The organism is Streptomyces sp. NPDC025638, from assembly GCF_055558775.1.
Genome location: NZ_JBVHLX010000003.1, coordinates 434269 through 445892 on the forward strand (window position 1 = coordinate 434269; position 11624 = coordinate 445892).

General features: G+C 69.6%; 10 protein-coding genes. 3 read left to right on the forward strand and 7 right to left on the reverse strand.

Annotated features, from left to right (window positions below; translation table 11 throughout):
- Positions 1-15: 15 nt before the first annotated feature.
- Positions 16-654 carry a dTDP-4-dehydrorhamnose 3,5-epimerase gene (rfbC, locus tag ACZ4EG_RS09990; RefSeq protein ID WP_453546081.1) on the forward strand — a complete coding sequence of 213 codons (639 nt, stop codon included), beginning with the start codon at positions 16-18 and terminating at the stop codon, positions 652-654.
- Here the strand turns inward: rfbC and ACZ4EG_RS09995 are convergent.
- From ACZ4EG_RS09995 to ACZ4EG_RS10010, 4 genes are all read right to left on the reverse strand, one after another.
- Positions 639-1451: a class I SAM-dependent methyltransferase gene (locus ACZ4EG_RS09995; RefSeq protein WP_453546078.1), complete on the reverse strand. Its 813-nt coding sequence runs from the start codon at positions 1449-1451 to the stop codon at positions 639-641. The genes rfbC and ACZ4EG_RS09995 overlap by 16 nt on opposite strands.
- Positions 1452-2153: 702 nt before the next feature.
- Positions 2154-3035, reverse strand: a complete 882-nt coding sequence (gene rfbD / locus ACZ4EG_RS10000) for a dTDP-4-dehydrorhamnose reductase (RefSeq protein WP_467790258.1) — start codon at positions 3033-3035, stop codon at positions 2154-2156.
- A complete protein-coding gene (rfbB, locus tag ACZ4EG_RS10005; protein ID WP_467790259.1) occupies positions 3032-4003 on the reverse strand; it encodes a dTDP-glucose 4,6-dehydratase in 972 nt (323 codons plus the stop codon). The genes rfbD and rfbB overlap by 4 nt, the downstream gene beginning before the upstream one ends.
- Complete coding sequence (locus ACZ4EG_RS10010; RefSeq protein ID WP_467790260.1) at positions 4000-5067, reverse strand: glucose-1-phosphate thymidylyltransferase; 1068 nt, start codon at positions 5065-5067, stop codon at positions 4000-4002. The genes rfbB and ACZ4EG_RS10010 overlap by 4 nt, the downstream gene beginning before the upstream one ends.
- 165 nt (positions 5068-5232) lie before the next feature.
- Here ACZ4EG_RS10010 and ctaD point away from each other — a divergent pair, with 165 nt between their 5' ends.
- Positions 5233-6915: an aa3-type cytochrome oxidase subunit I gene (gene ctaD, locus ACZ4EG_RS10015; RefSeq protein ID WP_467790261.1), complete on the forward strand. Its 1683-nt coding sequence runs from the start codon at positions 5233-5235 to the stop codon at positions 6913-6915.
- A complete protein-coding gene (gene ctaF / locus ACZ4EG_RS10020) occupies positions 6912-7295 on the forward strand; it encodes an aa3-type cytochrome oxidase subunit IV (protein WP_453546068.1) in 384 nt (127 codons plus the stop codon). The genes ctaD and ctaF overlap by 4 nt, the downstream gene beginning before the upstream one ends.
- Here ctaF and qcrB read toward each other — a convergent pair.
- The 3 genes from qcrB to ACZ4EG_RS10035 all read right to left on the reverse strand — a co-directional run bounded on the left by qcrB (position 7231) and on the right by ACZ4EG_RS10035 (position 11569).
- On the reverse strand, positions 7231-8766 hold the full coding sequence (gene qcrB, locus ACZ4EG_RS10025) for a cytochrome bc1 complex cytochrome b subunit (RefSeq protein ID WP_467790262.1): 1536 nt from the start codon (positions 8764-8766) through the stop codon (positions 7231-7233). The two genes, ctaF and qcrB, sit on opposite strands and share 65 nt — an antisense overlap.
- Positions 8763-9038, reverse strand: a complete 276-nt coding sequence (locus ACZ4EG_RS10030; RefSeq protein ID WP_453546066.1) for a hypothetical protein — start codon at positions 9036-9038, stop codon at positions 8763-8765. Before ACZ4EG_RS10030 ends, qcrB begins: the two co-directional genes overlap by 4 nt.
- 80 nt (positions 9039-9118) lie before the next feature.
- Complete coding sequence (locus ACZ4EG_RS10035; protein ID WP_467790263.1) at positions 9119-11569, reverse strand: SpoIIE family protein phosphatase; 2451 nt, start codon at positions 11567-11569, stop codon at positions 9119-9121.
- Positions 11570-11624 lie beyond the last annotated feature (55 nt).

Sequence of the window (11624 nt, forward strand, 5' to 3'; positions counted from 1 at the left end):
GGAGGACGTGACGGCGTGCGACCACTGGACATTGCGGGCGCCTGGGTGCTGGAGCCCAAGGTGTTCCCGGACGACCGGGGAAGCTTCCACGAGTGGTTCCGGGGCGAGGAGTTCCGCGAGGCCACCGGGTACGACCTGGACCTGGCCCAGGCCAACTGCTCGGTGTCCCGGCGGGGCGTCCTGCGCGGGGTGCACTTCGCGGACGTGCCGCCCGGTCAGGCCAAGTACCTCACGTGCGTGCGCGGAGCCGTGCTCGACGTGGTGGTGGACATCCGCGTCGGCTCGCCCACGTACGGCGCGTGGGAGGCCGTACGACTGGACGACGAGACGCACCACGCCATCTTCCTCGCGGAGGGACTCGGGCACGCCTTCATGGCCCTGACCGACGACGCCACGGTGGTCTACCTCTGCTCCACCGGCTACGCACCGGGCCGCGAGCACGGGGTACACCCCCTCGACCCCGCCCTCGGCATCGCCTGGCCGCAGGGCATCGAGCCCATTCTCTCCGAGAAGGACGCCGCAGCCCCCACACTGGCCGAGGCGGAGCAATCCGGCCTGCTTCCCACCTACACGGACTGCTCCGCCTACTACGAGCGGTTGCGCTCGGGCCCGTTCGACCAGCCCTCGACCAGCCGGGGTCAGGACTTGGCGTAGCGCTGCTTCAGCGCCTTGCGCTTGTTGGTGCCTTCGGCGTTCCTGCCCTTTTCGATAATCACCAGATTGTGGTAAAAGTGCACGGCGACGACGTTGAGGTCCGTGTAGGACGGCTGATAGTTCTCGTCCACGAATTCCTCGTAATTCAACCCGTCCGCCAGCCTCTTCAGCATCGCCATGCTGGTGTTCGGGGCGTCGCGGTCCTCGCTGCCCATCCATTCGGGCCAGTAGGAGGACTGTGTGTCCTCGACAGCGTAGATGCCGCCGTCCTTGAGCCGGGGGAAGAGTGTGGCGAACGTCGTGAGCACGTGCGGGCTACGGTGACTGCCGTCGTCGATGATGACGTCGAGCTCGCCGATCTTGTCGGCGACAGCGTTCAGGGACGAGGGGTCGGACTGGTCGCCGATGAAGGTCGTGATGCGGTCCTCGTCGACAAATGACTTGTCCTGGATATCCATTCCGAAGATCTGCGCCTTCGGGAAGAACTGCTTCCACATCCGCAGCGACGCACCGCCCTGGCCAGGCCGGTTGTAACCGCCGATCCCGATCTCCAGAAGGTTGAACTTCTCGTTCTTCAGGTGCTGCAGATGACGCTGGTAGTGCTGGGTGTAACGGTGTGTTCCCCACTTGTCCGTCTTGAAATGCAGGGCAAGTTTGTTGAGATCGTTGGAGATCGCTTCAAGTCCGCTCGGCTTGGCCGACCCGGTCCACTTACCGGAGAGGCGCCGCTTCAGCCGGCGCAGAACCCGCACTTTCTCCTCACCCAATACGGACTTCACGGTTGCTCGAATCGACATGACGGGATATTCCTTCCCTGCGGCTTACCAGGACGCGCCGGACGAACGGGAAGGCCTCGCGCGCCCGCGCGGTCCGTCCCGTCGCATCATTTACGAAGCATCGTAGTGACGAAGTCGGATGCGTGGGCGGCGAACTCAACGGCAAACGACATCGGTCAGAACAGATCCGAGGCACCCCCCGCCCGGCGATGGGACGCGATCCCGCATCGCACACGCTCCGTATCCACAGATCAACTCGTGGCGTTTCCGCGCGGGAAATTCTTGTGGACCGGCGCCAGGGTGGAGATACCCCTCCAAGATCGGCGAATCGGCTATTCCTCCACACTTTCGGCCTCCAAACCAAGGGGAGAGGCATGCAGTCAACGAGGAAGAACCTGCGCAAGGCGTTCACCGTGCTCGACCTGGTCACGGCCGGAGTGTTCGCCGGTGCCGGTACGTCCCAGGCCGCCGACGCTGGTGTGTACACCACGACGGGTGGCGGCTGGGGCGGACCTGAGCGAATCGATCCACATTTGCATCAAGGTGTGCGAGTACGCAGGCGACGTCGTGAAGGACTGCACCTACGCGCGGATCCGCCGGCTCCCGACCGAACCGGGCAGGTGAACACAGCCCCCGTGGATCACGCAGTTCCTCGCACCGCCCGATCCACGAAGCGCCGTTGTCCGTCTGATGTCCCGTCATGCCGGAACGGATCCGCTCGTTTCACTGAGACATCTCCTTGCGGATGTGGGGCAGTGCTTCGTGCAGGGCGGAGCGCCAGTTCCGGGGTGGTTCCAGGCCGATCTCCCGCCAGCGGGCGTGCCCGAGGGCGCTGTAGGCGGGGCGGGGTGCGGGGCGGGTGAAGGCGGCGCTGGTGGTGGGGCGTACCCGGGTCGGGTCTGCGCCGATGAGCAGGAACACCTCCCGGGCCAGTTCGTACCAGCTGGCCTCGCCGGAACTGGTGGCGTGGAAGATACCGTGTGCGCCCTCGTCCCGGGAGAGTGCGGTACCGAGGTCCGCGATCCGGGTGGCGACGTCCGCGGTCCAGGTGGGCTGGCCGCGCTGGTCGTCGACGACGTCCAGGGTGTCCCGGCGGGCCTCCAGTTCGAGCATCGTACGCACGAAACTGCGGCCATGGGCGCCGTACAGCCAGGCCGTGCGCACGACGGCGGCCGCGCCCGGGAGTTCCTCCAGGACCGCCCGCTCGCCGGCCAGTTTGGTGCGGCCGTAGGCGGTGCGCGGGGCGGGCGGGTGGTCCTCCGGGTACGGGGTGCCTCGGGCCTCGCCGTCGAAGACGTAGTCGGTGGAGACGTGGACCAGGCGGGCGCCCCGCTCCGCGCAGGCAGCGGCGAGCAGCCGGGGGCCGCCGCCGTTGATCCGCAGCGCACGCGCCTCGTCGGTCTCGGCGTCGTCGACGGCCGTGTACGCGGCGCAGTTGACGACGACGTCCGGGCGGCGCTCGTCGAACGCCCGCCGTACGGCGTCGGGTTCGGTGATGTCGAGCGCGGTGCGGTCCAGGCCGGTCACGTTCGCGCCGCGCCGGCGCAGTTCCTCGACCGTGTCGCGGCCGAGCATGCCGGCCGCGCCGGTGACCAGCCACCTCATCGGGACTCCCGCTGCTTCAGCGGCTCCCACCAGGCCCGGTTCTCCCGGTACCAGGCGACCGTCTCGGCCAGCCCGGTGGTGAAGTCGTGGCGCGGGCCGTAGCCCAGCTCGTCGCGGGCCTTGCTCCAGTCGACGGAGTAGCGCAGATCGTGGCCCTTGCGGTCGGTGACGTACTCGACCCGGTCCCAGTCCGCCCCGCACGCCCGCAGGAGCAGGCCGGTGAGCTCCTTGTTGCTCAGTTCGGTGCCGCCGCCGATGTTGTAGACCTCGCCGGGGCGGCCCTTCGTGCGGACCAGCTCCACACCCTGGCAGTGGTCCTCGACGTGCAGCCAGTCGCGCACATTGCGCCCGTCGCCGTACAGCGGGACCTTCGCTCCGTCGAGCAGGTTGGTCACGAACAGCGGGATGACCTTCTCGGGGAACTGGTGCGGGCCGTAGTTGTTGGAGCAGCGGGTGACGCGGACGTCCAGGCCGTGGGTGCGGTGGTAGGCGAGGGCGAGCAGGTCGGAGGACGCCTTGGAGGCGGAGTAGGGGGAGTTGGGGGCAAGGGGGTGGGTCTCGGGCCAGGAGCCGGACTCGATGGAGCCGTAGACCTCGTCGGTGGAGATGTGCACGAACGGGCCGACGCCGTGGCGCAGCGCCGCGTCCAGGAGCGTCTGGGTGCCCAGCACATTGGTGAGGACGAACTCGCCCGCCCCGTCGATCGACCGGTCCACATGGGACTCGGCGGCGAAGTGCACGACCTGGTCGGCCTGGGCCATGAGTTTGTCGACCAGGTCGGCATCACAGATGTCGCCCTCGACGAACTCCAGGCGGGGATGGCCGGCGGGGAGGTTGGTGAGCGTGCCGGCGTAGGTGAGCTTGTCCAGCACGGTGATGCGCGGCGCGTCCGGGGCGTCCTCGGCGAGGAGCGTACGGACGTACGTGGAGCCGATGAACCCGGCGGCGCCGGTGACGAGGAGATTCATGAACGGATCTGCACCTTGCTGTGGTCTCCGAGGACGAGGCGGTGGGCACTGGGCAGGCCGGCTGCCGGGGTCACCTCCACATGCCGGCCGATCAGCGAGGACTCGATCCTGCCCACTCCGTCGATGGAGGAGTCCCGCAGCACGATGGAGAACTCCAGCTCGCTGTCCGTGATCCGGCAGTTCTCGGCGATGGAGGTGTAGGGGCCGACGTACGAGTCGCTGACCACGGTCCCCGAGCCGATGACGACGGGGCCGACGATGCGCGAGTTCGCGACCCGCGCCCCTTCCTCGACGACCACCCGGCCCACGGTCTCGGACCGCTCGTCCACCTCGCCGTCGATCCGCCGCTCCATCCCTTCCAGGACGGTCCGGTTGACCTCCAGCATGTCGCCGACGTTGCCGGTGTCCTTCCAGTAGCCCTGGATGACCGTGGAGCGCACGTCGGCACGGATGTCGATGAGGTGCTGGATGGCGTGGGTGATCTCCAGCTCGCCCCGCCAGGACGGCCTGATGGCGCGGACCGCGTCATGGATCAGGGGGGTGAGGAGGTAGACGCCGACCAGCGCGAGGTCGCTCTTGGGATGCTCCGGCTTCTCCTCCAGGCCGATCACCTGCCCCGACGCATCGAGTTCGGCAACGCCGAAGGAGCGCGGGTCGGGGACGTGGGTGAGCAGGATCTGGGCGTCGGGGCGGCTGGCGCGGAACTCGTCGACGAGGGGGCTGATGCCGCCGACGATGAAGTTGTCCCCGAGGTACATCACGAAGTCGTCGTCGCCGAGGAAGTCCCGTGCGATCAGCACCGCGTGGGCGAGGCCCAGGGGCTTCTCCTGGGGTATGTAGGTGACCTCCAGGCCGAACTTCGAACCGTCGCCGACCGCCTCCTCTATCTCGGCGGCGGTGTCGCCGACGATCATCCCGACCTCGGTGATCCCGGCCGCGGCTATGGACTCCAGGCCATAGAAGAGGACGGGCTTGTTGGCCACCGGCACGAGCTGTTTCGCCGACGTGTGCGTGATCGGACGCAGCCGGGTGCCGGCACCGCCGGACAGGACCAGAGCCTTCATCTGCCACACCCTATCGGCGATCGTCAGGATCGGACCTATGTTTGCTTTGCTGGGTCGTTTACGGCAATACGTCCCCCGTCCCGCGAGCGGCTTACGGGTACGCGGCCCGGTGACCAGGGCGTGGCGCGGGCAGGTCGTGGTGGCGCCGGAGTAGCCTCCCCGGCGATGACGGAACTACCGGAAATTTCGGAGAAGTACGAGATCGCCGAGCGGTACGCCGCCACCGCGCCGCCGCCCGGCCGGGCCCTGCTGCGCTGGGCCTCGACGACCGACCACAAGGTGATCGGGCGCCTCTACATGGTCACGGCGTTCTGCTTCTTCCTGCTGGCCGGGCTGCTCGCCCTGGGCATGCGTGCCGAACTCGCCCGCCCCGGGCTGCAGTTCCTGAGCAAGCAGGGCTACGACCAGTTCTTCACCGTGCACGGCACGATCATGATGCTGCTGTTCGCCACCCCGATGTTCGCCGGGTTCGCGAACGCCGTGATGCCGTTGCAGATCGGTTCCCCCGATGTGGCCTTCCCCCGCCTGAACGCGCTGTCGTACTGGATGTACCTGTTCGGCGGGCTCATGGTGGTCTCGGGCTTCGTGGTGCCCGGCGGCGCGGCGGCGTTCGGCTGGTTCGCCTACGCGCCGCTCAACAGCGCCGTCCACTCCCCCGGCGCGGGCGGCGACCTGTGGGTGATGGGGCTCGTGGTCACCGGTGTGTCGACGACACTGGGTGCCGTCAACTTCATCAGTACGATCCTGTGTCTGCGGGCGCCGGGCATGACCATGTTCCGGATGCCGATGTTCACGTGGAACGTGCTGTTCACATCGATCCTGGTGCTGCCCGCGTTCCCGGTGCTCACCGCGACGCTGCTGGTCCTGGAGTCGGACCGGAAGTTCGGCTCGCTCGTCTTCGAGCCGGCGAGCGGCGGCGCCCTGCTGTGGCAGCACCTGTTCTGGTTCTTCGGGCACCCGGAGGTCTACATCGTGGCGCTGCCGTTCTTCGGCATCATCTCCGAGATCATCCCGGTGTTCTCGCGCAAGCCGCTGTTCGGTTATCTGCCGATGATCGGCGCGACGATCACGATCACCATGCTGTCCGCGGTGGTGTGGGCGCACCACATGTTCGCCACCGGCGCGGTGCTGCTGCCGTTCTTCTCGATCATGTCGTTCCTGATCGCGGTGCCCACCGGGATCAAGTTCTTCGCCTGGATCGGGACCATGTGGCACGGGTCGATCTCGTTCGAGACGCCGATGCTGTGGTCGCTCGGCTTTCTGGTGTCGTTCCTGCTGGGCGGGCTCAGTGGGGTGCTGATCGCCTCGCCGCCGCTCGACTTCCATCTGACCGACTCGTACTTCATCGTGGCGCACCTGCACTATGTGCTGTTCGGCACGGTGGTGTTCGCGATGTTCGCCGGCTTCTACTTCTGGTGGCCCAAGTTCACCGGGAAGATGCTCGACGAACGGCTCGGCAAGCTGCACTTCTGGCTGCTCTTCCCGGGGTTCCAGCTCACGTTCCTCGTCCAGCACTGGCTCGGCGAGGCCGGCATGCCCCGCCGGTACGCCGACTATCTGCCCCAGGACGGCTTCGCCCTGCTCAACACCCTGTCCTCCGCGGGCGCGTTCCTGCTCGGCGCCTCCACACTGCCCTTCCTGTACAACGTCTGGCGCACCGCGCACCGGGCGCCGAGGGTCACCGAGAACGACCCCTGGGGCTATGGGCGCGCCCTGGAATGGGCGACGTCCTGCCCGCCGCCCCGGCACAACTTCGTTGCCCTGCCCCGGGTGCGGTCGGAATCGCCCGCCTTCGACCTGCACCACCCCGAGTTCGCCCGGCGGGCGGTCGAGGAGGAAACCCGATGAAGGTCGAGGCGTTGCTGTTCGGCGGTGTCACCCTGTTCTTCGCGGGCGTAGCCGCCCTCTACGGCGTGTGGTCGCACGAATCGGCAGGCACGGCGGCGCTGATCGTCGCCGGTGGGATGGCCGCGGTCATCGCGTTCTTCTGCGCGATGCAGTACCTGCGCAAGGGACGGCGCCCCCAGGACCGCACCGACGCCGAAGTGGCCGACGGCGCGGGGCCCCTGGAGTTCTTCCCCGCCGAGAGCATCTGGCCGCTGGTCACCGCGTTCGGCTTCGCGCTCGCGGCGACCGGGGTGGTGTTCGGGCTGTGGCTGTTCCTCATCGGTTTCGGCGTGCTGGCGCGCGGTGTCCTCGGGATGGTCTTCCAGTACGTGAACCGGTGATCGGCCGCCTGGGCGCACCGGGGCGGAACTCGCCGACCGGACGGTGGTCGCTGTCATAGCCACCCGCGAGGGTCTGCCGTACGTCCCCCGTCGGCACGCCGTTCGCCAGCCGCTCCCGCTCCGCCTCCGTCAGGGCCAGACACAGCCACCGGGCGACCAGGAAGGCGACGACCGGGGCCACCACGAGGGAGACACGCAGTGCCCAGGTCAGGGTGTTGACGGAGATCCGGAAGGACTGGGCGACGACGTCGTTGGCGCCGGCGAGGAGCAGCACGGCGTAGAAGACGGTGCCGGCGACGCCCAGGCCGGTGCGCACGGGACGCTCGCGGGGCCGGTCGCACAGATGCCGTTCGCGGTCCCACTCCCCCGTCAGACGCTGCTCCACGAAGGGGTAGGCGTACAGGGCGCCGAACAGCAGCCCGGGCAGGACGACGGCCGGCAGCAGCACGTTCCACATGAGGGTGTGACCGGCGAGGTTCGTCTCCCACGGCGGTACGAGGCGCAGCGCGCCCTCCAGGAAGCCGACGTACCAGTCGGGCTGGGATCCGGTCGAGTCCTGGTCGGGGCGGTAGGGGCCGTACACCCAGACCGGGTTGATCTGGGCGACGGCGGACATCAGGACGAGCACGCCGAAGACGGCGAGGGACAGCCCGCCGGACGAGGCCGTGAATCGGGGGAAGAGCGGCCTGCCGATGACGTTGCGGTTCGAGCGGCCCGGTCCGCGCCACTGCGTGTGCTTGAGATGGAACACCAGGATCAGGTGCACGGTGACCAGGGCGATCAACGCGCCGGGCAGCAGCAGGATGTGCATCGAGTACAGACGGGTGATGATCTCGTGGGCGGGGTACGGGCCGCCGAAGGCGAAGAAGGCCACGTACGTTCCGACCACCGGGATGGACAGCATGATGCCCTGGGCGATCCTGAGGCCCGTGCCGGAGAGCAGGTCGTCGGGGAGCGAGTAGCCGGCGAACCCCTCGGCGAGGGCCAGCACGAACAGTGTGAGCCCGATGACCCAGTTCACCTCGCGGGGCCTGCGGAAGGCGCCGGTGAAGAAGATCCGCAGCATGTGCACGCCGATCGCGGCGACGAAGACGAGCGCCGCCCAGTGGTGCGCCTGCCGCATCAGCAGACCGCCGCGCACGTCGAAGCTGATGTGCAGCGTGGAGTCGAAGGCGGCCGACATGCGCACTCCCTGCAGCGGGACGTACGGGCCCGCGTAGACGACCTCCCGCATCTCCGGCTTGAAGAAGAAGGTCAGCCACACTCCGGTCAGCACCAGGGCGAGCAGGCTGTACAGCGCCAACTCGCCCAGCAGGAACGACCAGTGGTCGGGGAACGCCTTGCGCAGCAGCGCCCCGCCCTCCAGCACCGGCAACCGCGCGTCCGCCGCCTCGACCAGCCGCTCGGCGGGGTGTGCGGGACGGTGAGCGGCGCCGGCGCCGGTGGCGGGCTCCGGGTCGGGGCGGGTCACGTGCTCTCCGGGGTCTCCGCCGCTCGCTCCACCTCCGCCTCGACGTCGCCCCGCGCCCGGCCCTCTTCCTTCGCGTACTCACTCACCGCGGTCTGCACCTCCCGGGCCAGGTCGCGCCAGGCCCGCAGGGCGGTCTCGTACGTCTCCTTCTGGGCACCGGTCAGTTGCGCCTCGGCAGGCGGGCCGTAGGTGTCCCGCAGTTCCAGGACCTGCGCGTGGGCCATGTCCGACGCGCGCTGCTTCGCCACGAGCTCTTCGAAGGTGTGTGCCACGGCAAGGACCCTAGGCACGGCGGGCGCCGGGAGCCCTCGCGACCTGCCGTGCGGCTTTCGCACCCACACCCGTGTGGCGGTCAGCCCTCCAGCACGATGTCGGCCCACACCTGCTTGCCGCCGCTCACCGGAAGCGTCCCCCAGGCGACCGACACGGCCTCCACGAGCAGGATGCCGCGGCCGCCGGTGGCCTCCCAGCCGATGTTGGTGGGTTTCATCGGCGTGCGCGGAGAGGCGTCGGCGACGGCGACCCGGAGCCGGTGGTTGACCAGGGTGAGGTCGAGGCGTACCTGGCCGTCCGTGTGCACGAGGGCGTTGGTGACGAGCTCGGAGACCACGAGCAGCACGGTGTCCAGGTCGTCCGCGGGTACGCCCCAGGCGCGCATGGTGCGCTTGGTGAAGCGGCGGGCGTGCCGGGCGGCCTCCGGCACCCGCCACACCGTCCAACTCTCCCGGAGCGGGCGCACGGCCAGGCCGTCGTAGCGCATCAGGAGCAGGGCGACGTCGTCGCTGCGGTGGGCGTTGCCGAGCAGGGCGTCGGCGACCAGGCCGAGGTGGGCGGGGTCGGACGCGGCCAGGTCGTGGGCGAACCGCTCCATGCCGACGTCGATGTCGGCCTCGATGGACTCCACCAGACCGTCGGTGGTCAGCGCGAGCACGGTGCCGGGCATGAGATGCAGCGGGGCCATGGGGAAGTCGGCCCGGTCGACCACGCCGAGCGGCGGGCCGCCCTCGGTCTCGGCGATCTCCGTTGCGCCGTCCGGGTGACGCAGCACCGGGGGCAGGTGTCCGGCGCGCACGCACCAGGCCGTGCCCTCCTCCATGTCCACGTCGACGTAGCAGCAGGTGGCGAAGAGGTCCGACTCCATGTCCATGAGGAGCCGGTTGGCGTGCGAGACCACCACGTCCGGGGTGTGGCCCTCGGCGGCGTAGGCGCGCAGGGCGGTGCGCATCTGGCCCATGAGGGTGGCGGCGGCCGCGCTGTGGCCCTGGACGTCGCCGATGACGAGGGCGACGTGGTTTTCGGGCAGCGGGATCACGTCGTACCAGTCGCCGCCCACCTCCAGCCCGGCGGTGGTGGGCAGATAGCGGGCCACGGCGACCGCGCCGGCCAGCTTGGGCAGACGGCGCGGCAGGAGGGCGCGCTGGAGCATGCCGACGAGCTCGTGCTCGGCGTCGAAGGCGTGCGCCCGCATCAGGGCCTGGCCGGCCAGACCGGCGGAGGCGGTGAGCAGGGCGCGTTCGTCGGGGCCGAACTCGTGCGGGCTGTCCCAGCCGATCAGGCAGGCACCGGCCATGCGGCCGCCGGCGGGCAGCGGCAGCACCGCGAGGCCACCGGGGCCGACCTCGGCGAGGGCGGGTTCCAGGGAGGTGCCGGCGGGCCAGATCTGGGCGCGGCCCTCGCGCAGGGCGGCGGCGAGGGTGGGCATGGCGCGGACGGGGGCGTCGGGCCACTCCGTGCGCCACTCGGAGCGCCACACCTCGGGCCAGACCTCGGGTTCGGGCGGGTCGAGGACGGTGACCACGAGACGGTCGTTCTCCAGCTCGGCGAGCGCGATCCGGTCGGCCTGGAGCGGCTTGCGCAGGGCGTTGACCACGGCCTGACCGACGTCCTTGACGGTGCCGGCGGTGGCGAGCGCCGCGGCCAGGCGCTGGACGCGGGCCACGTCGGTGACGTCGGAGCGCAGCTTGGAGGTGTCCGTCACGGTGCCGACCAGGAGCGCCGGCCGGCCCTCGCCGCCAGGTACCATCCGTCCGCGCAGCCGGAGCCACCTGGGCGGACCGGAGCGCTGCAGGATGCGGAACTCCAGCTCGCGTTCGCCGATGGACATGTGGTCGGCCTCGACGACGGACATCAGCGCGGGCAGGTCCTCGGGCACGGTCAGCCCGAGCAGGGTCTCGACCTTGCCGTCGAACTCGCCCCGGCCGATTTCGAACAGCTCCAGGATCTCGTCGCCGACCTCCACACGGCCGGTGTCCATGGCCAGGCTGAAGGAGTCGGCGGGCAGCTCACCGGTGGCGGTGGCCCCGGGCGGGGCGGGCAGGGCGACCGAGTCGGCGATCAATTCGAGGCACCGGCGGTCCTCGGAGTCGAAGCCGCCGACGCGCTCGCTCACGGCGAGGAGACAGCCGTCGCCCGCGCGCACCGGCAGGGCCGCCACGAAGAACTCCTGGGACGGTGTGCGGCGCGCCTCGGGGCAGGCCGCCAGTTCCTCGGGGCCGAGCCACATCGGCTGCCCGGTGCGATGGGCCTCGGCGAGCGGGGACTGTGCCGAGGCGGGATAGCCGTCGCGCAGCCCGTACAGCGTGCGCGGCAGCCCCGCCGACTCCGCGAGGCGGAGCACTGCACCGTCCTCGCTCGGCGTGTACACGCCAACAAAGGACGCTCCGGCGAAAACCAGTGCCTGTTCGATGACACGATGCAGTCGATCGGGTGCGCCAGGGTCGGTCATGACCGTTTCCAGGGCAACTTCGGCACGCTCCCTCCTCGTTCTGCGTACCGCAGCGCCCTCACTGACCACGTCCGCCATTACAGCGCTTATGAGCCGCCTGCGCAGCCCCTGCGACCGTTCCGTGGAGCTCACG